The 21,085-nt window shown below is 71.7% G+C and carries 23 protein-coding genes; 8 read left to right on the plus strand and 15 right to left on the minus strand.

From position 1 onward, the window contains the following. The first annotated feature begins 474 nt into the window (after positions 1 to 474). From EG812_RS08860 to EG812_RS08870, 3 genes are all read left to right on the plus strand, one after another. A complete protein-coding gene (locus EG812_RS08860; RefSeq protein WP_013736077.1) occupies positions 475 to 1,422 on the plus strand; it encodes an ECF subfamily RNA polymerase sigma factor, BldN family in 948 nt (315 codons plus the stop codon). Positions 1,423 to 1,691: 269 nt separating this feature from the next. Beyond that, entirely contained in the window at positions 1,692 to 2,543 is an 852-nt protein-coding gene (locus EG812_RS08865) for a DUF5667 domain-containing protein (protein ID WP_126711301.1), read from the plus strand. A 98-nt stretch (positions 2,544 to 2,641) separates the two neighbouring features. Continuing rightward, a complete protein-coding gene (locus EG812_RS08870) occupies positions 2,642 to 3,541 on the plus strand; it encodes an HAD family hydrolase (protein WP_013736079.1) in 900 nt (299 codons plus the stop codon). A gap of 23 nt (positions 3,542 to 3,564) precedes the next feature. Here the strand turns inward: EG812_RS08870 and EG812_RS08875 are convergent, their stop codons facing one another. The 10 genes from EG812_RS08875 to EG812_RS08920 all read right to left on the minus strand — a co-directional run bounded on the left by EG812_RS08875 (position 3,565) and on the right by EG812_RS08920 (position 12,377). Then, the gene (locus EG812_RS08875) at positions 3,565 to 4,569 is read right to left on the minus strand and encodes a lysophospholipid acyltransferase family protein (protein ID WP_013736080.1); all 1,005 of its coding nucleotides are present in this window, start codon (positions 4,567 to 4,569) and stop codon (positions 3,565 to 3,567) included. Beyond that, positions 4,566 to 5,639, minus strand: coding sequence for an NAD-dependent epimerase/dehydratase family protein (locus EG812_RS08880; RefSeq protein ID WP_043722010.1), 1,074 nt, complete (start codon positions 5,637 to 5,639; stop codon positions 4,566 to 4,568). Before EG812_RS08880 ends, EG812_RS08875 begins: the two co-directional genes overlap by 4 nt. 117 nt (positions 5,640 to 5,756) lie before the next feature. Further along, entirely contained in the window at positions 5,757 to 5,858 is a 102-nt protein-coding gene (locus EG812_RS08885; protein ID WP_007465623.1) for a 30S ribosomal protein bS22, read from the minus strand. 222 nt (positions 5,859 to 6,080) lie between these two features. Beyond that, positions 6,081 to 6,290: a helix-turn-helix domain-containing protein gene (locus EG812_RS08890; protein ID WP_013736082.1), complete on the minus strand. Its 210-nt coding sequence runs from the start codon at positions 6,288 to 6,290 to the stop codon at positions 6,081 to 6,083. A gap of 228 nt (positions 6,291 to 6,518) precedes the next feature. Then, positions 6,519 to 7,703, minus strand: a complete 1,185-nt coding sequence (locus EG812_RS08895) for an ABC transporter permease (RefSeq protein WP_013736083.1) — start codon at positions 7,701 to 7,703, stop codon at positions 6,519 to 6,521. Then, positions 7,700 to 8,548, minus strand: coding sequence for an ABC transporter ATP-binding protein (locus EG812_RS08900; protein ID WP_126711302.1), 849 nt, complete (start codon positions 8,546 to 8,548; stop codon positions 7,700 to 7,702). Before EG812_RS08900 ends, EG812_RS08895 begins: the two co-directional genes overlap by 4 nt. Further along, the gene (locus tag EG812_RS08905) at positions 8,545 to 9,933 is read right to left on the minus strand and encodes an efflux RND transporter periplasmic adaptor subunit (protein ID WP_013736085.1); all 1,389 of its coding nucleotides are present in this window, start codon (positions 9,931 to 9,933) and stop codon (positions 8,545 to 8,547) included. The genes EG812_RS08900 and EG812_RS08905 overlap by 4 nt, the downstream gene beginning before the upstream one ends. Before the next feature lie 61 nt (positions 9,934 to 9,994). Then, on the minus strand, positions 9,995 to 10,576 hold the full coding sequence (locus EG812_RS08910) for a TetR/AcrR family transcriptional regulator (RefSeq protein WP_043722012.1): 582 nt from the start codon (positions 10,574 to 10,576) through the stop codon (positions 9,995 to 9,997). Next, positions 10,569 to 11,369 (minus strand): alpha/beta fold hydrolase, encoded by an 801-nt coding sequence (locus EG812_RS08915; protein WP_199743831.1) that lies wholly within the window; start codon positions 11,367 to 11,369, stop codon positions 10,569 to 10,571. The genes EG812_RS08910 and EG812_RS08915 overlap by 8 nt, the downstream gene beginning before the upstream one ends. A gap of 87 nt (positions 11,370 to 11,456) precedes the next feature. Beyond that, positions 11,457 to 12,377 (minus strand): proline dehydrogenase family protein, encoded by a 921-nt coding sequence (locus tag EG812_RS08920; RefSeq protein WP_126711303.1) that lies wholly within the window; start codon positions 12,375 to 12,377, stop codon positions 11,457 to 11,459. 267 nt (positions 12,378 to 12,644) lie between these two features. Here EG812_RS08920 and EG812_RS08925 point away from each other — a divergent pair, with 267 nt between their 5' ends. Genes EG812_RS08925 through EG812_RS08935 form a run of 3 tightly spaced genes read left to right on the plus strand, consistent with a single transcriptional unit; the run spans position 12,645 to position 14,632 of the window. Beyond that, positions 12,645 to 12,887, plus strand: coding sequence for a hypothetical protein (locus tag EG812_RS08925; protein WP_013736089.1), 243 nt, complete (start codon positions 12,645 to 12,647; stop codon positions 12,885 to 12,887). A gap of 1 nt (position 12,888) precedes the next feature. Further along, positions 12,889 to 14,055: a glutathionylspermidine synthase family protein gene (locus EG812_RS08930; protein WP_013736090.1), complete on the plus strand. Its 1,167-nt coding sequence runs from the start codon at positions 12,889 to 12,891 to the stop codon at positions 14,053 to 14,055. A 19-nt stretch (positions 14,056 to 14,074) separates the two neighbouring features. Then, complete coding sequence (locus EG812_RS08935) at positions 14,075 to 14,632, plus strand: CGNR zinc finger domain-containing protein (RefSeq protein ID WP_013736091.1); 558 nt, start codon at positions 14,075 to 14,077, stop codon at positions 14,630 to 14,632. Positions 14,633 to 14,639: 7 nt separating this feature from the next. Here the strand turns inward: EG812_RS08935 and EG812_RS08940 are convergent, their stop codons facing one another. After that, entirely contained in the window at positions 14,640 to 15,446 is an 807-nt protein-coding gene (locus EG812_RS08940) for a sugar phosphate isomerase/epimerase family protein (RefSeq protein WP_193386277.1), read from the minus strand. A 76-nt stretch (positions 15,447 to 15,522) separates the two neighbouring features. After that, entirely contained in the window at positions 15,523 to 16,467 is a 945-nt protein-coding gene (locus tag EG812_RS08945) for a Ppx/GppA phosphatase family protein (protein ID WP_013736093.1), read from the minus strand. Between the two features lie 72 nt (positions 16,468 to 16,539). Here EG812_RS08945 and EG812_RS08950 point away from each other — a divergent pair, with 72 nt between their 5' ends. Then, positions 16,540 to 17,349 (plus strand): DUF3109 family protein, encoded by an 810-nt coding sequence (locus tag EG812_RS08950; RefSeq protein ID WP_126711304.1) that lies wholly within the window; start codon positions 16,540 to 16,542, stop codon positions 17,347 to 17,349. A gap of 18 nt (positions 17,350 to 17,367) precedes the next feature. On the opposite strand, the gene EG812_RS08955 is transcribed toward EG812_RS08950, so the two are convergent. Continuing rightward, complete coding sequence (locus EG812_RS08955; protein ID WP_013736095.1) at positions 17,368 to 18,051, minus strand: response regulator; 684 nt, start codon at positions 18,049 to 18,051, stop codon at positions 17,368 to 17,370. Positions 18,052 to 18,074: 23 nt separating this feature from the next. Next, on the minus strand, positions 18,075 to 19,364 hold the full coding sequence (locus EG812_RS08960; protein ID WP_233579431.1) for an ATP-binding protein: 1,290 nt from the start codon (positions 19,362 to 19,364) through the stop codon (positions 18,075 to 18,077). A 202-nt stretch (positions 19,365 to 19,566) separates the two neighbouring features. On the opposite strand from EG812_RS08960, the gene phoU reads away from it, so the two are divergent. After that, positions 19,567 to 20,208 carry a phosphate signaling complex protein PhoU gene (gene phoU / locus EG812_RS08965; protein ID WP_013736097.1) on the plus strand — a complete coding sequence of 214 codons (642 nt, stop codon included), beginning with the start codon at positions 19,567 to 19,569 and terminating at the stop codon, positions 20,206 to 20,208. 75 nt (positions 20,209 to 20,283) lie between these two features. Here phoU and EG812_RS08970 read toward each other — a convergent pair whose 3' ends face one another. Further along, positions 20,284 to 21,051: a phosphoglyceromutase gene (locus tag EG812_RS08970; protein WP_013736098.1), complete on the minus strand. Its 768-nt coding sequence runs from the start codon at positions 21,049 to 21,051 to the stop codon at positions 20,284 to 20,286. Positions 21,052 to 21,085: the final 34 nt, after the last annotated feature.

Consider the following 21,085-nt stretch of genomic DNA (forward strand, 5'->3'; position numbering starts at 1 on the left):
CGGGACCAGGCAGCGTCACCGTGGGTACGGATCACCACCGGTCCACACTGTCCGGGCGGGGACGCCTGTCGACCACGACCGGACTCGCGAGGTATGTTCACAGCGATCACCATCATCGATCTGACCTGCTTATCTGTCTCAGATCAGGTGGGTCAGCGATTGTCAACCACACTCGACGGACAACCGGTCCGGCACCGGTGCGACACGTCGGGAAATACTTCGGCCCTGTGTAACGGACTTGCCACGCGCGGGTGACGTTGGCCCTATCATCACTCGGGTCGGCTCACCCCATTTGCCGTGAGTCGACACCCCTCAGCCCGAGGAGGCCCCCGTGCCCGTCAGCGCATTGGACCAGCACCTCAAGGGGAACTGCCGCCCGTCGGCACACCCCGGAGCCGCCCTGCCCGGCGGTGATCTGGCCGGTCACCCGGCCACCGCCGGCGCGTGCGCCAGTGATGAATCGGAGGTGTCCCGATGACCACCTTCGGTTTCACGCACCGCCCGACGGGCCTGACCGGTCCGGCGGCGCGCACCCCGGTCAACGAACGCGGCGGCGCCCATGCCCAGCAGAACGCGGCGGGCAACCTGGTCAACCGAGGTGAGAGCAGCACGCGGGCCGGTAACCGACCACATCCGAACGAGCCACCACACCGACCAGCGGTGCCGGGCGCGAACGCGATGCCGACCGGTGGCGGGGTCGCCACGCCGAGCCGGCCGACGATGCCGGCCCAGGCCCGACGCAGCGGCGGCGACGCGCCGGTCACCGACGTGCCGGCGGCCGAGACCGCGGTGATCCCCGCGGTCACCGACCCGGTCAACACCTCCACCGGCTACCCGAGCCGCCCTGACCCGTCCGATCCGGCCACCGAGGTGTGGGCCCTGGTCGAACGCGCCCAGGCCGGTGAGGCCGAGGCGTTCGGGCTGATCTACGACCGCTACGTCGACACCGTCTTCCGCTTCGTCTACTTCCGGGTCGGCAACCGGCAACTCGCCGAAGACCTCACCTCCGACACGTTCCTGCGGGCGCTCAAGCGCATCGGCAGCTTCACCTGGCAGGGCCGTGACCTCGGCGCCTGGCTGGTCACCATCGCCCGCAACCTGGTCGCTGACCATTTCAAGTCGGGTCGCTACCGGCTGGAGGTGACCACCGGTGACGTGCTCGACGCCGATCGCGAGGATCGCGGCCCGGAGGGCAGCCCGGAGGCGGCAGTGGTGGAACACATCACGAACGTCGCGCTGCTGACCGCCGTCAAACGCCTCAATCCCGAACAGCAGGAGTGCATCGTGCTCCGCTTCCTTCAGGGCTTCTCGGTGGCGGAGACCGCGCGGGCGATGGGTAAGAACGAAGGCGCGATCAAGGCCCTCCAGTACCGTGCGGTCCGCGCCCTGGCCCGGCTGCTGCCCGACGGCTTCCAGGCGTAGCTCTCGACGCCGTCCGTACGGTCGTCGCCGGTAGCTGCGCGTCCGTGCGCGGCAGTCACAGCGATCACTTTGCGTGATTTCCGACTCCGGCAGGCCCGTAACCCGATCCCGGCACGGCGCGTTTCTCCGGGTGCGACCGGCGACAGCCCGGCCCCGGGCTACGGACGACGGGCAACGACGCCAGCGGCGTCCGGCTCGCGTTCTGCGGTCATCGGTCGCTGGCGGTGATCGCGGCCGACCGGCCGCGCCCAGCGAGAGGAGGTGCCGCGGTGGACAACGCCCTCTTCTCCCGTCGGCGCGCCGAGCGCTTCGCGCAGCTTCTCGACGAAGCGAACGGTGGCCGACGCCATCACGTCCGTTCCCGAGTCGACGACCGGCTCACGCCGCTGGTCGGGCTCGGCCGGCAGTTGACGGCCGGCCCGCCCGAGCCCGAGGTGGATCCGGAGTTCCGGGCCGGCCTGCGGGCCATGTTGCTGGCCACCGCCGAGCGTGAGGGCATCGCCGCCCCCGCCTCGACCGAGAAGGTCGGCACCAGCCGAGGCGCCCTGCTACCGGCCGTCACCGCGCGCCGGGCCCGTGCCCGGGGTGCCATCCTGGTCGGCATCGCCGCGGGTGCCATCGCCGTCTCCGGCATCTCGGCCGCCAGCGAGAACGCGGTTCCCGGCGACGCGCTGTACGGGATGAAGCGCGGCACCGAACGGGCCCAGCTCGCGCTCGCCAGCTCCGAGATCAGCCGCGGGCAGCTCTTCCTCGACTTCGCGCGTACCCGACTGGCCGAAGCGTCCGCGCTGCACGGCAGCCGCTCCGGCTACGGCGCGGTGCTCGACGACATGGACGCCGACACCCGTCAGGGCGTACGCCTGCTGACCGCAGCGGCGGTGCAGCGTTCGGATCCGGCGGCGCTCGACGCGGTCGACGCCTTCCTCGTCCCGCAACGCCGGGCACTCGACGCGCTGCGCGACAGCGGCTCGCGCGCCGACCGGGAGCGGACCGCCCAGTCGCTGAAGCTGCTGGCATCGGTGACCGAACGTGCCGACGCCCTGCGGACCACGATCGCCTGCGGCCAGCCGGTCGGTTCCGCCAGCGACAGCCTCGGCCCCCTGCCGGGCACCTGCACCTGACGGTACGTAACCAGACCGCCGGCCCGGTTCGCGGGCCGGACGGCGGTTACCCTCGCGGAGGGGCAGCAGAGATGCGGGCGATGTGAGGGGGAGCGTCGGTGGGGCGCAGCCGGAAGGTGACCGTCAGCACCGACGTGCACGGGCACACCGCAGGTTGGGCCCAGACCGAGCCCGCTCCCCCGGTCGCCCCGGATCCACGGGCCGCCGCCTTCTTCGACGTGGACAACACGATGATGCAGGGTGCCTCCATCTACTGGTTCGCTCGCGGCCTCGCCGCACGCAACTACTTCACCACCACCGACCTGGCCCGGTTCGCCTGGCAACAGCTGCGCTACCGGCTGCTCGCCCGCGAGCACACCGGGGACATGTCGCAGGCCAAGGAGGCCGCCCTCGCCTTCATCGAGGGCTGGCGCGTCGACGACATCGAAGTCCTCGCAGAGGAGATCTTCGACGAGTTGATGGCGCCGCGGATCTGGGCGGGGACGAGGCGGCTGGCGCAGGGCCACCTCGACGCCGGTGAGCGGGTCTGGCTGGTCAGCGCCGCCCCGGTGGAGATCGGCCGGGTGATCGCCGCTCGACTGAAGCTGACCGGCGCGATCGGCACCGTCGCCGAGGTCGTCGACGGGGCGTACACCGGTCGGTTGGTCGGTGACCTCATGCACGGGCCGGCCAAGGCCGAGGCGATCACCTCGCTCGCCGCGGTGGAGGGGTTGGACCTGGGTCGGTGCAGCGCCTACAGCGACTCCGCGAACGACCTGCCGATGCTGTCGGCGGTGGGCCGGGCGGTGGCGGTGAATCCGGATGCCGCGCTGCTGCGTCAGGCACGCCAGCACGGCTGGGAGGTACGCGACTTCCGTACGGGCCGTCGCGCTGTCAAGATCGCCGTACCGTCGACGGCCGCCGCCGGGCTGGTGGCGGGAGCGGTCACCGCCGGCATGGCGTTGCAGCGTCGCCGCCGCGACAGCCGGGCCGCCGCAGAACGGCGCGCCACCCGCTGAGACGGTGTCGGCGCTTCGGTGAGCTAGGGACCGAACGGATCCGGACGCCGTTCCAGGAGTTCGTGCAGCGTCTGCTGGATGGTCTCGCGGACCTGGTCGGCGAGGTTGAACACGACAAGCGGGTCGTCCGCGGAGTCGACCAGGTGTGCCGTCGGGATCGGCGGGCAGAACTCGATCAGCCACTTGCTCGGCAGCGGCACCATGCCCAGCGGCCCGAGCCAGGGGAAGGTCGGCGTCACCGGGAAGTAGGGCAGCTTGAGCAGCCGGGCGAGCGGCTTGATGTCGGCGAGCATCGGGTAGATCTCCTCGCCACCGACGATCGCGACCGGGATGATCGGGGTGCCGGTGCGCAGCGCCGCCGAGACGAAGCCACCGCGCCCGAAGCGTTGCAGCTTGTAACGCTCCGCGTACAGCTTGCCGACGCCCTTGAAGCCCTCCGGGAAGACACCCACCAGTTCGCCGCCGCGCAACAGCCGCTCGGCGTCCGGATTGCAGGCCACGGTGCCGCCGGTCTTGCGGGCGATCTCGGAGACCACCGGCATCCGGAAGACGAGGTCGGCACCGAGCAGCCGCAGGTAACGCCGCGCGGGGTGTTCGTGGTGCAGGGCGGTGGAGAGGACCAGCGCGTCCAGGGCCACGGTGCCGGAGTGGTTGCCGACCACCAGTCCCGCACCCTCGGTGGGCACGTTCTCCAGCCCGGTCACCTCGGTACGGAACCAGTCCCGGTAGAGCCGCCGCAGCAGCGGATGGAACACCGCCTCGGTCAGCTCCGGGTCGAAACCGAACTCGTCCACCTCGTAGTCGCCGGCCAGCCTGCGCCGAAGAAACGCCAACCCACCGGCGATCCGCTGATCCCAGACGTCGCCGGGCCGGTCCGGCACGGCCGGCGGATGCGGCTCGGCGGGCAGAGCGGGCTGGCCCGCTGCCGCTGGTCGCCGCCCGTTGTGCCGAGCCGGGTCGGGCTGCGCCCGCGCCACCTGACCGTTGTCGGGGCCCGTCTCGTCACGTCGCATGTCCGGCTCGCTCACGGCTGCTCCTGCACAGCCGCCCGCACCCGGCGGATCTGGTCGAGCACGAGCTGCTCGGCGGCGGCCAGTTGCTCGCGCGTCACCACGGACCGGCCATGGTGGGCGCGGATGAAGTCGTCGAAGGCGGCGGCCGTGGATCGCGGCGTGAAGCCGTACTCGCGCTCCAGGCGGGTGGTGTCCACGACGCGGCCGTGCACGAGCAGGTCGACCTGGTCGAGGCCGTAGCGGCCGAGTCCCATGGTCCGGGCGAGCGCCGCGGCGCCCGACAGCCCTGGCTCCAGCATCGGCACGGCCAGCCGGCCGGCCCGACGGATCGCCTGGGACAGCGCGAGCACCCCGGGCCCGGCGACGTTGTACGTCCCCGGATGGTCCTCGGTGACCGAGCGGTGTACGACCTCCAGCGCGTCGTCGAAGTGCAGGAACTGCAACCGGGCGTCGCGGCCGAGGATGGTCGGCACCACCGGCAGCGAGAAGTAGCGGGTCAACGTGGTGTCGGCCGTCGACCCGATGAACGGGGCGAACCGCAGCACCGTCGCCGTCACGTCGGGTCGCCGCCGTCGGAAGCCCCGGACGTACCCCTCGATGTCGAGGATGTCGCGGCCGAAGCCGCCGCGCGGCACCTCGCGCGGCTCGGTCTCCTCGGTGAAGACGGCCGGGTCCCGGAACGAGGCCCCGTACGCCGCAGTCGAGGACCGGACCACGAGCTTGCGTAGCCGAGGTGCCCGCTGGCAGGCGGCGAGCAGCTGCATGGTGCCGATGACGTTCTGTTCCTTCATCGCCGCCCGGCCACCCTGCTGCTGATCCGGGGCGCTGGCCAGGGCCAGATGCACCACCGTGTCGACGTCGAGGTCGGCGAGGAGCCCGCCGACCGAGCCGGCGTCGACCCGGATGCGTTCGACCTGGTCCAGCAGGCCGGCGACCTCCGGGCTCGGGTCGCGCAGGTCGATGCCGATGACCCGCTCGATGCGGGGATCGGTGACCAGCCGGGCGGCGACGTGGGCACCGAGGTATCGGCTGACCCCGGTCACGACGACAACCCCCGGGAGACTCGACGAGTCACCGGGGGTCATGTCTCGCACCCACCCCGACGGTCGGGACCGAGCCGGGACAGCCACGGCCTGATCACCTGGGCCTCCGAGGGTCGACAGTTGGCAAGCGACGAATGCCGGGTCAGCGCCCGGCATCAATCACTTGCCGAGACGGCGACGCTGGACGCGGGTCTTGCGCAGCAGCTTGCGGTGCTTCTTCTTAGCCATGCGCTTGCGGCGCTTCTTGACCACCGAGCCCATACGAAAGCCTTTCGATGCAACATGCGGCGCGACCGGCGAGACGCCACGAACCGGTGACGTCGGCGACCGCTTACGGACAACGGACCGGACCGGCGGGGTGGGCGGCAGGGCGCACCAGCGGTCACGATCACGCTCCAGCGTAGCGGGACCGCGTCGACCGGGCCAACGCGCCCCCGGTCGATGCCCGTCAGGCGGGCCTCTCGGATCGGCCTGACACGCGGATCAGGCAGTCTCCTGGAAGGCCCCACGGAGGTATTCGTGCACCGCGTGCTCCGGCACCCGGAACGACCTGCCGACCCGCACAGCCGCCAGCTCACCGCTGTGCACGAGGCGGTAAACCGTCATCTTCGACACCCGCATGACGGTCGCCACCTCGGCGACGGTCAGGAACTTGACATCCGACAGCCGACCGTCGGACGGTGACCCGGCCATGGCTCACCCGACCCATCCCATGCCCTGCGCGTGCCGCCCCACGGGTTCTCCCGCGCGGCCGGCGACGCGCGTGTTACCAGTACGGTAGCGGGACGGCTGTGACCGGCGCGATCCCTTCCTGCAACTGATCACGATCCGGAACCGGGCCGCAGACGAAAAACCCCTGGTCGGGTGGCCTACAGCCGAAACGCCCGCAATGATCATCTTCGGCCAGCGGTGCCGGCGACGTCACTCGGCCCGCAGCGCGACCACCGGGTCGAGCCGACCGGCCCGCTGGGCGGGTACCACCCCGAAGATGATCCCCACCGCTGCCGAGACGCCGAACGCCAGCGCCAACGACCACCAGGTCACCGCCGCCGGGATGGGTGAGACCGCGGCCACCAGCAGTGCGCCGCCCACCCCGAGGGCCATCCCGGTCAGCCCGCCGATCGAGGTGAGCAGCACCGCCTCCAGCAGGAACTGCACGCCGATGTCCCGGGGGCGGGCCCCGACCGCCTTGCGCAGCCCGATCTCCCTGGTCCGTTCGCGCACCGAGACGAGCATGATGTTGGAGACGCCCACCCCGCCGACAAGCAGCGAGATGCCGGCGATGGCGGCCAGGACCCCGGTCAGGATGCCGAGGATGTCGCCCAGTACGCCGAGGATCTGCTCCTGGGTGACAGCGCTGAACTCGGTGCCCGGGTGGCGACCGTTCAACTCGGTGACGATCCGCTGGCCGAGTTCGTCGATCCGATCCCGATCCGGTGCCCGGACCGCGATCGCGTCCACCCGCTGGGTGCCGTACAGCCGCTGCGCCGCGGTCACCGGGATGTGCACCTCGTCGTCCCGGTCAACGCCGAGGCTCTGCCCGAGCGGGGTGAACACACCGATCACCCGGAACCGCACCCCGGCGACGTTCACCTGCTGTCCGACGGCCTCCCGGTCGGGGAAGAGGACCCGGGCGACCGAGTCGCCCAGCACGGCGACCCGGCGGCCGGTGTCCACGTCGGATCGGGTCAGGTAGCGGCCCCGGCCCAGGTCACGGGCGAAGACCGTCGGGGTGGTCTCCAGCACCCCCTGCACGGTGGTGAAATCCTGCCGGTTGCCGGCCCGGACGGTGGCACCCGAGGCGACCGTCACGGCAACCCGGGCAGGGTCACCGACCACCCGGCCGACGGCGTCCACGTCCTGCAGGGTCAGCGGGGAGACCGCCGGGGCCGAGCCCACGTCCAGCCGACCCGGCACGACCAGCAGCAGGTTGGAGCCCAGCCCTTCGACCTGCTGTTCGACCGTCTGTTTGGTGCCGGTGCCGATCGCCACCAGCAGCACCACGGAGGCGACCCCGATGATCACCCCGAGCATGGTCAGCAGGCTGCGCATCCGGTTGGCCCGCAGCGCGTCCGCCGCCACCCGCCACGCCTCGGCCAGCCTCACGACCCGCCCCCGCCCGCACCGACCGCGCCGCCCCCACCCGCACGGGCCGTGCCCAGCCCAACCGCGCCGGGTTCGTCGAAGCCAACGCCGCCGGTCAGCGGGTCCTGGGCGCTGTCCGCGTCCTGGGCGCTGTCCGCGACGACGACGCCGTCGCGCATGGTGATCCGGCGGCGGGCCCGGGCGGCCACCTCCGCGTCGTGGGTGACCATCACCAGCGCCACCCCCGACTCGGCGTTGAGCCGCTCCAACAGTTCCAGCACGGCCGCGCCGGTGGTGCTGTCCAGGTTGCCGGTCGGTTCGTCGGCGAGCAGCACGGTCGGGTCGGTGACCAGGGCGCGGGCGATCGCCACCCGCTGCTGCTCGCCGCCGGAGAGCTGATTGGGCCGGTGGTCCAGGCGGTGCCCCAGGCCGACCCGGCCGAGCATCGCGGCGGCCCGTTCCCGCCGTTGGCGGGCGCCCACTCCCCGGTAGACCAGCGGCAGCGCCACGTTGTCCACCGCCGTGGTCCGTGGCAGCAGGTGGAACGCCTGGAAGACGAAGCCGATGGTCTCGTTGCGCAGCCGGGCCAGCTCGGGCGCGGAGAGTGCGCCCACCTCCCGTCCACCGATCACCAACCGGCCACCGGTCGGCCGGTCCAGACCGCCGAGCAGGTGCATGAGGGTGGACTTGCCGGAGCCGGACGGCCCGATCAGGGCCACGTAGTCACCGGCCGCGACGGTCAACGACACGCCCCGCAGCGCCGGTACGGAGACCCCGTCGAGCTGGTACGTCCGCGACACGTCGACCGCCTCGATCGCCGGGGCGGGCGCCGAGCCGCCCCGGTCCCGGCCGGCGCCTACGCTCACCCGACCTCCTGGCCGTCGCGCACCTGGTCGGTGCCGCGGACCACGATCCGGTCACCGGGCTGCACCCCGTCGACGATCTGCACCAGATCCTGGCCCTGCACCCCGACGGTGACCGAGGCCCGACCCACCCGACCGTCGCGTACCACCCAGACGGTGTCCCGGCCGTCGGCGGAGAAGATCGCGGAGGCGGGTACGGTCACCGCGTCGCTCGCCTCACGGACCCGCAGTCGCAGCACCGCGTTCATCCCGGGTCGCGGCGCCGGTGCCGGTTCCGCCTCGCCGTACCGGCCTGCACCGAGCGAGAGCCGGACCCGGTAACTGACCCCGCCTCGGGCCGAGGTGCTGGGCAGCACGTCGATCGAGCGGACCGTCGCCGGGTAGGTCGCACCGGTGACCGCGTCCAACTCGACGGTGCCGGTGAGTCCGACCTGGACCAGCAGCACGTCGGTCTCGTCCACCTCGGCCAGCAGGCCCAGCTCACGGGTGTCGACCACGGTCAGCACGGGGGTGCCGGCGGTGACCCGACCACCCACCGGGATCGCCGTGTCCACCCCGGCGGGCGGGCCGGCGGCCGGGGCACCGAGCGCGCCCGGGTCGATCCCGGACGGCAGGCCACCACCGGCGGCGTCGAGCAACCCGGCCAGCGCACCCGTCGAGCCGGCACCGCTGCTGACGCCGCCCGGCTGCACGACACCGGCGATCGGTGCCCGCAGGGTCAACGCGTCGACCGTCGCCTTGGCCAGGTCGTACGCCTGCTGGGCTTGGAGGCGTTGGGCGGTGGCCAGCGCGCCGACGGCGGAGTTCAGGCTGCGTACGCCGCGCTGCACCTCGCGTACCGCGCGGTCGGCGGCGCGGGCGGCGGCGTCGTACTGCCGCTGCGCGGACTCGACCTGGGCGAGCAGTGCCTTGCGCAGCTTCGGATCGCTGATCTTCCCGGCGGCGGCGCGTGCGGCGGCGTGCGCCTGCGCGGCGGCCCGGTCGGTGCCCCGCAGCGAACCGGTGAGGTTGCCGCCACCGCCACCGCCGGCCCGCTTGGCGGCGTCGAGCGCCGCGCGGGCCTGCCGCAGCCGCTCCCGGGCCGACGGCGAGTCGACCACGGCGAGCACCTGGCCACGCTTGACCTGCTGACCCGGCTCGACGCGGAGGCTGCGCAGCGTCCCGTCGGCGGGGGCGGTGAGCGTGGCCGCTGCCCGGGCGACGACAGTGGCCGGGGCGTCGATCTCCTCCGTCACGGGTGCCAGCACGGCCGAGGCCAGCGCGATCGGTGGCTCGTCGCTGCCGCAGGAGGCGGCGCTCGTGAGAGTCAGGACGGCGACGGCGAGCAGGGCGGTGAGCAGACGGGGCCGCGGGGCTGCGAGCAGCCGCGGCGGGTCGAGGCGGCGCACCGGCTCATGCTACGAGCCCGCCGCGAACCGTCGATGACCCGCCATGCCGAGTGACGGTAGATCAGTCGACGTCGCCACGACCCGGCCAGGCGGCAAAGGCCACGCCGAGAGCCGTGATCATCTGTTCGAAGGAGCGGTCGACCTCGCGGGGCAGGCCGAAGTCGCCGGCCGCCTCCAGGGCGACGAAGCCGTGCACGGCGGCCCGGAACATGCGGGCCCCGTCGACCGCGCTGTCGCCCTCGATGCCGTAGCCGCGCAGGATGGCGAAGACGACGCCGACCGCGCGCTCGCTGGCGGCCACGTGCGCCGGGTCGGTCGGATCCGGCACCCGCTGGGCAGCCGGGTAGCGGCCGGGATGCCGGCGCGCGTACGACCGGTAGGCGGTGGCGACGGCCCGCAGCGCGTCCTCGCGGCTGCGACCGGCGGCGGCCGTGGTCATCTCCTCGGCGAGTTCGGCGGTGGTCAGCGCGGAGAGCTTCTGGGCCAACGCGTCGGCGCCCTTGATGTGCTTGTAGAGGCTCGGCAACGCGACGCCGAGTCGGTTGGCCAGCGCGGCGAGGGTGAGCTTCTGGTAGCCGACCTCGTCGGCCAGCACGGCCGCCTCGCGCACCACGACCTGCGGGTTGAGCCCGGCCCTAGGCACGATCGGTCACCGCCAGGAAGTCGGTGAGCGCGGCCGCCGTCGCCTCGGGACGGTCGGCGTGCGGGTAGTGCCCGGCGTCGGTGACCATCCGCGCCTCGGCGAGCGGGAAGAGTCGCCGGGCGGCCCGGGCCTCGGCGCCGGGGTCAGGAAAGTCCGGGTCCTTCGTGCCCATCAGCACCAGCACCGGCTGACGCACCTGCGGGGCGACGGTGGTCCAGTGCGGGTCGACCGGGGCGGCCACCTCGCGTACCGGCAGCATCCGGCCCGGTCGGCGCAGCGCGGTCACCAGGCTCTTGCGGTACGCGGCGTCGTCCGACGGCCGGTGGACCGGGAACAGGGTGCGGTGGAACATGCCGAACAGTCGGGGACTGCGGACCACCGCCCACACGCCGAGCCGCATGACGGGGTTGAGCTTCGGCTGCTCGACGAACGCGCCTTCCAGCACGATCCCGCTGACCAGGTCGGGTGCCTCGGCGGCGGCGAAGACCACGGCCGCGGCGCTGGAGGAGTTGCCGACCAGGGTGGCCGGGCGGCCGCCCAGGTCACGGACCACCGCCAGCAGATCGCGCCCCACCTCGGCCGGGGCGTACGTCGCCCAGCCGGTGGTGGAGTCGCCGTGGCCCCGCACGTCGACCGAAGCCACCTGGTAGCCGGCTGCCACCAGCAGCGGAATCAGGTGCCGGTAGGAGTGGCGGTTCTCCCCCATGCCGTGCGAGAGAACCACCAAGGGCCCCTGACCGTGGACCTCGTACGCGATCCGTCCGCCGTCGCGCCCCACAAAGCTAGCTGCCATAGCTATAAAGCTAATGCCATTAGCCAGTCGCGTCAAGGCGAACCCACAGCGAGGTCCTGCGGGGGAGTCCCGACGCCCGGGCGGCGACTACTTGCGCGAGGTCAGGGCGCGAGCGAAGAAGGCGAGGTTGGCGGGGCGCTCGGCGAGCCGGCGCATCAGGTAGCCGTACCAGTCGTCGCCGTACGGCACATAGGTGCGCACCGTGTAGCCGTCACCGACCAGCCGGTCCTGCTCCTCGGGCCGGATGCCGTAGAGCATCTGGAACTCGAACCGGTCCGGCGCACGGTCGAACCAGCGGGCCCGGTCCTCGGCGATGGCGATCAGCCGCGGGTCGTGGGTGGCCAGCATGGGAAAGCCATCACCCGACATCAGGATGTTCAGGCACCGGACGTACGACTTGTCCACCTCACGAGGCGACTGGTAGGCCACCGACTCGGGCTCCTTGTACGCCCCCTTGCACAACCGCACCCGCGACCCGGCCGTGGCCAGATCACGGCAGTCCGACTCGGTACGCCGCAGGTACGCCTGGAGCACCGCCCCGGTCGACGGGTAGTCCTTGCGCAGCTTGGCCAGGATGTCCAGGGTCGAGTCGGTGGTGGTGTGGTCTTCCATGTCCAGGGTGACAGTGGTCTGCGCGGCCTCGGCGGCAGCGCAGATCGCCCGGGCGTTGTCGTAGGCCAGCTGCTCGTCGAAGGCTTGACCGAGCGCGGAGAGCTTGACGCTCACCTCGGCGGCAGGGGTCAGTCCCGCCTCGGCGAGCCGCCCCAGCAGGGTGAGGTACTCGTCGCGTACGGCGATGGCCTGTTCGGGGCTGACCGTGTCTTCGCCGAGGTGGTCGAGCGTGACCGCGAGGCCGCCGTCGACGAGTTCGCGGGTTGCGCGCAACGCGTCGTCGGTCTGCGCGCCGGCGACGAACCGGCGTACGACGTCCCGGGAGAACGGGGCCGTCGCGACGAGCCGCTCGACCCGGGATGACCGGGAGGCGGCGAGGATGACGGAACGGAGCATGAGCCGAGCGTAACGCCCACCCCACCGCGCAATTGCGGCCCCGGCCCACCCCGCCCGCGTTGTAAGGAAGGGCCCCTTTTTAACACTTGGATGTGAGAAGGGAACCCTTCTATACCGCAGGCGTTAACAGGGTGCCCTTCCTTACACCAGCAGCACACAAGCAGCGCACCAGCAGCGCAGGGGTAGCCCGGGGCGACGAGCCTGGCGTTCATCGGTTACAACGATGGCGTGAAATCACACCCCCGACGCCGCCTCCGCTCGACCTCCGTGCAACTTGGCGCGCTCACCGCCTTGGCGCTCGCTCTCTCCGGCTGCAACCTGGTCTCCGACGACGACGATGACGACTGCGCGATGGGTCCGGGCGGGGGTGGTGACACCGTGGCGATGACGCTGCGGACTCCGGCACCCGTACCCGAGATGGGCGTCGGCAGCCCGATCACGGAGCCGGTGGCCACGGCCGTGCCCGACCGCGGTGGGTTCGGCTCCCACCAGGCCTCCTGCGGGGGCTGAGATGCGCCGCGAGCGGGTCGACCCGCGCCCCGACTGGGACGCCACCATCCGCGCCCAGGGCCTGGTGTACGTGGACACCGAACTGCCCGACGGCGGGGTGATGTCGTACTGGGACGAGACCGCCGCCTACGCCTTCGACCTGGCGGAGGTGCTGCGGCTGGAGGAGGCCACCGAGGAGCTGCACCGGATGTCGGTGGCCGCCGCCGAGCACGTGGTGGCCCGCAACCGGTACGCCGAGTTCGGCATCCCCCGGTGGGCGGCCGAGGCGGTGGCCCGGTCGCTGCGTGAGTCCCCGCCCACGCTCTACGGCCGGTTCGATCTCTGGTACGACGGCAGTTGGCCGCCGAAGATGCTGGAGTACAACGCCGACACCCCGACCGCGCTTGTCGAGGCGAGCATCATCCAGTGGTACTGGCTGGAGCACACCCGGCCGGAGCTGGACCAGTGGAACAGCCTGCACGAGCGACTCGTCGGGGCCTGGGCGAAGATCGGCGCCGGCCTGCACGACCGGCGGGTGCACGTGGTCTGGTCGAACGAGGAGGAGACCGGCGAGGACCACATGACCGCCGGTTATCTGGCCGAGACCGCCCGCCAGGCCGGGCTGGACGTCGAACTGCTGCCGATCCAGGAGGTCGGTTGGGACGGCCGCCGCTTCGTCGACCGCGCCGACCAGCCGATCACCACCTGTTTCAAGCTGTATCCCTGGGAGTGGATGCTCGCCGAGCCGTACGGGCCGCTGGCCCTTCAGCCGGGCACGCCGACCACCTGGATCGAGCCGGCGTGGAAGCTGCTGCTGTCCAACAAGGCGTTGCTGGCGGTGCTCTGGGAGCTGTACCCCGACCACGAACTGCTGCTGCCGGCGTACCTCGACTCGCCGCGCGGCATGTCGGAGTACGTCGCCAAGCCGCTGCTCGGCCGGGAAGGCGCGTCGGTACGGATCGTCACCGCGACCGGTGAGATCAACAATCCGGGCGACTACGGTGAGGAGGGCTTCTGCTACCAGCAGTTCCGGGCGCTGCCCGAGTTCGCCGGCAGCCGGCTGGTGCTGGGCAGCTGGATCGTCGACGGCGAGTCGGCCGGCACCGGGCTGCGGGAGAGCGCGAGCCTGATCACCGACGGCTATGCGCGGTTCCTGCCGCACTACATCGACGCGCCGCGAGGCGGGTGAGTCGTCTACCGTTGGAGGGGTGAACTTCGACGCGTACGCCCGGACCGGAGTTGACCTTGTCAACGCCCGTCTGGACGGCCTCGACGACCTGCGGTCCATCTTCCCTGACGACAACGCCTGGATGCGCGACGAGGTCGTGGAACGCGACCTGGCAGTGTTCCGGCGGGCGCAGAAGCGGTTGCGCGACGTCTTCGAGTACGGCACGTCCGGGCGCGATGCCGAGGCGGTGGCCGAGTTGAACTCGCTGCTGGAGGCGTTCCCGGTGCAGCCACGCATCTCGGGCCACGACTCCAGCGACTGGCACATGCACGTGACCAGCCGGGGCGCCTCGGTGAGTTCGGAATTTCTCGCCGGCGCGGTGTGGGGGTTGTCGGTCTGGCTCTGCGAGTACGGCAGCGCCCGTTTCGGCGTCTGCGCGGACGACCGCTGCGGCAACGTCTACCTGGACACGTCCTCGAACTGCTGCCGCCGTTTCTGCTCGGAGCGGTGCGCCACCCGCTCGCACGTGGCCGCGCACCGGGCCCGCAAGCGGGCCGCCGTGCCGACGCAGACCGACCCGCTGACGCCCGTCTCCTGACCTGCCCTCAGGCGTCGACCGGCGACGCGGCGCTGAGGTGCTCGCGGGCGAAGGCGAGGGACTGGCGCAGGTCCGCCTCGCGGACCTGCCGGCTCTTCGCGCCCCGGGTGGTCACCTCCACCGCGACCGAGCCGGTGAAGCCCCGACCGGCAAGCGAGCGCAGCAGCTCGGCGCAGGGCTGGCCGCCCCGACCGGGCACCAGGTGCTCGTCGCGGCCCTCGCCGGTGCCGTCGCCGAGATGCACGTGCGCCAGGCCGGCACCCATCCGGTCGGCCATCGCCAGCGCGTCGGTGTGCGAGGCGGCGCAGTGTGACAGGTCGAGGGTGTACGAGGGGTAACCGACCTCCGTCGGATCCCATCCGGGCGCGTACGGCACGAACTGCCGGCCGGCCATCCGGACCGGGTACATGTTCTCCACCGCGATGTGCAGTCCGCCGAACTCGCCTGTCACCTTGTCCAGCCCGTCGGCGAAGGTACGCGCGTAGTCCCGCTGCCAGGTGAACGGCGGGTGCACCACCACCGTCGGCGCCTGCAGGGTCTCGGCGAGGACGGCCGAACGACGCAGCCGCTCCCACGGGTCCGGGCTCCAGACCCGCTGCGTGACCAGCAGGCAGGGGGCGTGCACGGAGAGCACTGGCACGCCGTAGTGCTCGGCCAGCCCGCGCAGCGCACCGGCGTCCTGGCTGACGGCGTCGGTCCAGACCATCACCTCGATCCCGTCGTAGCCGAGTTCGGCGGCCAGCTGGAACGCCGCCGCAGTCCGCTCAGGGAAGACCGAGGACGTGGACAGGAGCACCGGAACGCGGGAAGTCACACCACCGAGGGTAGCCGCCGTCGATTGAACCAATATGACGAGAACTCCATGAAGCGGGCAAAACTGGCATCCGATGTCACTCCGGAGCCAACCGATCCAGCCGGTCGAGGATCACGCCCTCCCGCAGCGCCCACGGGCAGATGTCCAACGAGTCGACACCGAGTCGCCGCATCACCGACTCGGCGACCACCGCACCGGCCAGCAGTTGGTGGGCCCGCGCGGCACTGACCCCCTCCAACTCGGCCACCTGCGCGGGGGCGATGTGCCGGATGAATCCCAACACCTGGCGCAGCCCACCGCGGGTGAGCCGGCGGCGGGCCCAGATCCCGGCGCCACTGGGCGCGGCCCCGGCCAACCGGGCGAGGGTACGGAACGTCTTGGAGGTCGCCACCGCGCGTTCCCAGCTCACCTCGGCCATCTGCTCGACCACCGGGTCGAGCAGGCTGTCGACGTACTCCCGAAGCTCCTCCACCACCTGCGGGCCGGGCGGAGCCGCGCTCTGCGGATCGACGACGAGCCGGTCCCGGGTCAGTCGCCCCGCGCCGAGCGGCAGGGAGACCGCCACGTCCGGATCCTCGTCGACACCGGCCGCGATCTCCAACGAGCCGCCGCCGATGTCCAGCACCAGCAGCCGCCCCGCCGACCAGCCGAACCACCGCCGGACCGCGAGGAAGGTCATCCGCGCCTCGTCGGCCCCGGAGAGCACCTCCAGGCGTACGCCGGTGGCCTCCTGAACCCGGGCGAGCACCTCGGCGCTGTTCGTCGCGTCGCGTACCGCGGAGGTGGCGAAGGCGAGCAGTTCGTCGACCTCGAGCGCGGTGGCCGAGGCGCGGGCCGCGCCGACCGCCTCGACCAGGGCGTCCGCACCGGCCTCGGGCAGCGCACCGTCCGGCCCGAGTTGCTCGGCGAGTCGCAGCACCGCCTTCTCGGAGTGCGCCGGCCACGGATGTGCGCCGCGATGGGCGTCGACCACAAGCAGGTGCACCGTGTTGGAACCGACGTCGAGGACACCCAGTCGCATGGGAGAACCCTAGGGCAACCCGTTCGCGTCACTGCCCGGCCTGCCGGGCGCACCACGCGTACGCTGGGCCGGGTGACAGGGCAGATCGAGCTTCACGTGCTGGTGGACGACCCGGCGGACCCGCGCAGCCGTGAGGTGCCGCTGGACTTTCCCCGCGAGTGGATCGAATTCGTCGACCCGGCGGACGAGCGGCACGTGGTGCGCGCCGACCTCACCTGGTTGCTCTCCCGTTGGACGTGCATCTTCGGTCAGGGCTGCCACGGCATCATCGCCGGGCGGGCCGCCGACGGCTGCTGCTCGCACGGCGCGTTCTTCACCGACTCCGACGACGAGAAGCGGATCCGCGCGGCGGTGAAGCGGCTCACCCCGGCGACCTGGCAGCACTTCCGCCGGGGGTTCAAGAACTGGACCGAGAACGACACCGTGGACGGCAAGAACCCGGCCCGGCGGACCGCCACCCGGGACGCGGAAGGGCCCTGCGTCTTCCTCAACGACGCCGACTTCCCCGGTGGTGGCGGCTGCGCGCTGCACGCCCAGGCGCTGCGCGACGGGGCGCATCCGCTGGAGTACAAGCCGGACGTGTGCTGGCAGTTGCCCATCCGCCGGGACCAGGACTGGGTCAAGCGGCCGGACAACACCAAGGTGCTGGTCTCCACGCTTGCCGAGTTCGACCGCCGGGGCTGGGGTGCCGGCGGCCACGACCTCGACTGGTGGTGCACCTCGTCCACGGACGCACACGTCGGGACCGAGCCGATGTACCTGTCGTACGGCCCGGAGTTGACCGCGCTGATCGGCGCGCCCGCGTACGCGAAGCTGGCCGAGTTGTGCGCGACCCGGCTGCGGCAGGGCATGGTCGCCCCGCACCCCGCCGACCCGGCCTGACCGGCCGGGCCGGTGGGATCAGGGCTCGAACTTGTAGCCGAGACCACGCACGGTGACGATGTGCCGCGGCGAGGACGGCTCCGGTTCGATCTTGGAGCGCAGGCGTTTGACGTGCACGTCCAGGGTCTTGGTGTCGCCCACGTAGTCGGCGCCCCAGACGCGGTCGATCAACTGCCCCCGGGTGAGCACCCGACCGGCGTTGCGCAGCAGCAGTTCCAGCAGCTCGAACTCCTTGAGCGGCAGCTGCACCGTGCTCCCGTCGACGGTCACCACGTGCCGCTCGATGTCCATCCGGACCGGCCCGGCAGCCAACGTCGCCGTGCCCGACTCGACGGTCTCGGGACTCTGCCGGCGCAGCACCGCCCGGATCCGGGCGACCAGCTCACGGGGTGAGTACGGCTTGGTGACGTAGTCGTCGGCGCCGATCTCCAGGCCGACCACCTTGTCGATCTCGCTGTCCCGGGCGGTGACCATGATGATCGGCACGTGCGAGCGCTGGCGCAGCTGGCGGCAGACCTCGGTGCCGGACATCTCGGGCAGCATCAGGTCGAGCAGCACGATGTCGGCGCCCGCCCGGTCGAACTCGGTGAGCGCCGAGGTGCCCGTGGCTGCCACGGAGACCTCGAAGCCCTCTTTGCGAAGCATGTACGACAGGGCGTCGGAGAACGACTCCTCGTCCTCGACCACCAGTACGCGGCTCAACGGCCTTTCCTTTCCATGTGCGCTCAGCTCTGCCGGGCCTCGGCCGGACCAGGCTCGATACCAACCGACGGCAGTGTCGACAGCAGGTCGTCCGGAGGACGGGCCGGCAGCCGGAGGGTGAACGTCGACCCACCACCAAGAGTGCTCGTCACCTCGACCCGTCCGCCATGGTTGCTGGCGATGTGCTTGACGATCGCCAACCCGAGCCCGGTGCCGCCGGTCGCGCGGGAACGCGCCTGGTCGGCGCGGTAGAACCGCTCGAAGATCCGGTCCACGTCGGTCGGGGCGATGCCGATGCCCTGGTCGGTGACGGCGATCTCGACATGCTCCGGCGTGGCCCGTGCGGTGACCAGGACAGTGGTGTCCTCGCTCGAATAGTTGACGGCGTTCTCCACCAGATTCGCCACGGCCGTGGCCAACTGACTGTCGCTGCCGTACACGGTCAGCCCGCGCTGCGCGTCCACCGTCACGGTGACCCGTCGGGCGGTGGCCGCGGTCCGGGTGCGGTCGATCACCTCGGAAATCACCCAGTCCACCGCGACCGGCTCCGGGGCGGGCTGTGGTTCGGCGCCCTGCAACCGGGTCAGCTCCAGCAACTCCTGCACCAGCCGTCCCAGCCGGGTCGACTCGTGCTGGATCCGCTCGGCGAACCGCCGGGCGGCGACCAGGTCCTCGGAACGGTCCGGCGGCCCCGCCCCGGCCGGCTCGGTGGCGTCGAGCAGCGCCTCGGCGAGCAGTTGCAGCGCACCGATCGGCGTCTTCAACTCGTGACTGACGTTGGCGACGAAGTCGCGGCGGACCCGGGCGAGGCGGTGGGACTCGGTCACGTCGACCGCCTCCACCGCCACGTGGTCGTTGCCCAGCCCCATCGCCCGCAGATGCACGCCCAGCGGGTTCTCCCCGCCGTTGTCGCGACCCCGGGGCAGGTCGAGCTCGATCTCGCGACGCACGCCGGTGCGCCGGACCTGCCCGGCCAGGGTACGGACCAACGGATGGGCGATGACCGAACCCGGCCGAGCGCCGGTACGCAGCAGACCCAGGGCCCGCGCTGCGGGGTTGACGAGCACCGGCACGTCCTCGGCGTCGAGCACCACGACCCCCACGCGCAGCGAGTCGATCGCTCGTCGGCCGAGCCCGACCTGCACATCCTCGACGATCGTGTGCCTCCCCTTGCCGAACCGGAGCCGGCTTGAGCCGCTCCGGCGGGAACTGCCCGTACGACGTGCGTCGGGAACGAGCCGGGCCAGCAACAACCCGACGACCACTCCGGCCGCCAGAGCCCCGGCCACGCTCACCGCCACCGCCCATGTCACTCGGTGATCGTAGGGTCAATCCTCGCTCGACTACCGGGCGAAAATAGGACGAAGCACGCTCACTTCCGGGAAAGTTCACTTTCGCGTCCGGCTTAGTTCACCGGCGTTCACCTCCGCGCCTCCCGCCCGCCCTACTTTGGCGGCGACCTGCGCTGATGCAGCCGAACGGCGCGGGCGCACCGACGATCGACAGGACGTGAGTATGCGCGACGAGTTCCGGGCCGAACTGCAGGCCGTCAGCCAACTGCTGGTGGAGATGGCCGAAGGCGTACGGGCGGCACTACGACAGGCCACCCGGGCCCTGCTCACCGCCGACCGGCAGGCCGCCGAGACCGTCATCGAGCAGGACGCCCGGATCGACGCGCTCTACCGGCAGGTCGAGGAGCGGGTGTGTGACGTGCTGGCCCGCCAGGCGCCGGTCGCCTCCGACCTGCGAGCCATGATCACCGCGCTGCACGTGGCAGCGGATCTGGAACGGATGGGTGATCTCGCGGATCACGTCGCCAAGACCGCGTTGCGCCGGCACCCCTCGCCCGCCGTGCCCGCGGAGCTGCGGCCGGTCTTCACCGACATGGCGGGTATCGCCGACCGGATGGCGGAGAAGATCGCGGCGGTGCTGGCCCACCCGGACGCCGACCTCGCCGCCGAGTTGGACCGCGACGACGACGCGATGGACGAGCTGCACAAGGGCCTGTTCGGGGTGCTGCTCGGCGCGGACTGGCCGTACGGGGTGGAGACCGCCATCGACGCCACCCTGCTCGGCCGCTTCTACGAGCGGTTCGCCGACCACGCGGTCAACAGCGCCGAGCACGTCGTCTACCTGATCACCGGCGAACCCGTCTGAGGTGCAAGGAAGGGCCCCCTGTTAACGCCTCGCGTATAGCAGGGGGCCCTTCTTAACAACGGAACGACTGCCGGGTCAGCGGCCCTGGTTGGCGACGGCGGCGGCGGCCGCCTTGGCCGCCTCCGGGTCGAGGTAGGTGCCGCCCAGGGTCTGCGGACGCAGTAGCGGGTCGAGGTCGTAGCGCAGCGGAATCCCGGTCGGGATGTTCAGCTTGGCGATCGCCTCGTCGCTGATCTGGTCCAGGTGCTTGACCAGGGCGCGCAGAGAGTTGCCGTGCGCCGCCACCAGCACCGTCCGGCCGGCCAGGATGTCCGGCACGATCGAGTCGTACCAGTACGGCAGCATCCGCTCGACGACGTCCTTGAGGCACTCCGTACGGGGCATCAGCTCGGTCGGCAGCAGCGCGTACCGCGGGTCGCCCACCTGGGACCACTCGTCATCGTCGGCGATGGGTGGGGGCGGGGTGTCGTAGGAGCGGCGCCAGAGCATGAACTGCTCCTCGCCGTACTCCTCCAGGGTCTGCTTCTTGTCCTTGCCCTGCAGGGCGCCGTAGTGCCGCTCGTTGAGCCGCCACGACCGACGCACCGCGATCCAGTGCCGGTCGGCCGCGTTGAGCGCCAGTTCACTGGTCCGGATGGCGCGGCGCAGCAGGCTCGTGTGCACCACGTCCGGCAGCAGGTTGTGTTCGCGCAGCAGCTCGCCGCCGCGGCGCGCCTCGTTCTCACCCTTCTCGGTCAGGTCCACGTCGACCCAGCCGGTGAAGAGGTTCTTGGCGTTCCAGTCGCTCTCGCCGTGCCGCAACAGGACCAGCGTCCCGACGGTGGGTCCCTCGCTAGCTGTCATGCCGATCATCCTGCCGCAACCCGGGATCGCTCGC

Source organism: Verrucosispora sp. FIM060022 (assembly GCF_003977705.1).
Classification (GTDB): domain Bacteria; phylum Actinomycetota; class Actinomycetes; order Mycobacteriales; family Micromonosporaceae; genus Micromonospora; species Micromonospora gifhornensis.

Coding starts and splice junctions, on each gene's coding strand:
- EG812_RS08860 (WP_013736077.1), top strand. CDS start 475: ATGACCACCTTCGGTTTCACGCACCGCCCGACGGGCCTGACCGGTCCG.
- EG812_RS08880 (WP_043722010.1), bottom strand. CDS start 5,639: ATGACCCCCGGTGACTCGTCGAGTCTCCCGGGGGTTGTCGTCGTGACC.
- EG812_RS08885 (WP_007465623.1), bottom strand. CDS start 5,858: ATGGGCTCGGTGGTCAAGAAGCGCCGCAAGCGCATGGCTAAGAAGAAG.
- EG812_RS08890 (WP_013736082.1), bottom strand. CDS start 6,290: ATGGCCGGGTCACCGTCCGACGGTCGGCTGTCGGATGTCAAGTTCCTG.
- EG812_RS08915 (WP_199743831.1), bottom strand. CDS start 11,369: ATGGCAGCTAGCTTTGTGGGGCGCGACGGCGGACGGATCGCGTACGAG.
- EG812_RS08920 (WP_126711303.1), bottom strand. CDS start 12,377: ATGCTCCGTTCCGTCATCCTCGCCGCCTCCCGGTCATCCCGGGTCGAG.
- EG812_RS08930 (WP_013736090.1), top strand. CDS start 12,889: ATGCGCCGCGAGCGGGTCGACCCGCGCCCCGACTGGGACGCCACCATC.
- EG812_RS08945 (WP_013736093.1), bottom strand. CDS start 16,467: ATGCGACTGGGTGTCCTCGACGTCGGTTCCAACACGGTGCACCTGCTT.
- phoU (WP_013736097.1), top strand. CDS start 19,567: ATGCGCGACGAGTTCCGGGCCGAACTGCAGGCCGTCAGCCAACTGCTG.
- EG812_RS08970 (WP_013736098.1), bottom strand. CDS start 21,051: ATGACAGCTAGCGAGGGACCCACCGTCGGGACGCTGGTCCTGTTGCGG.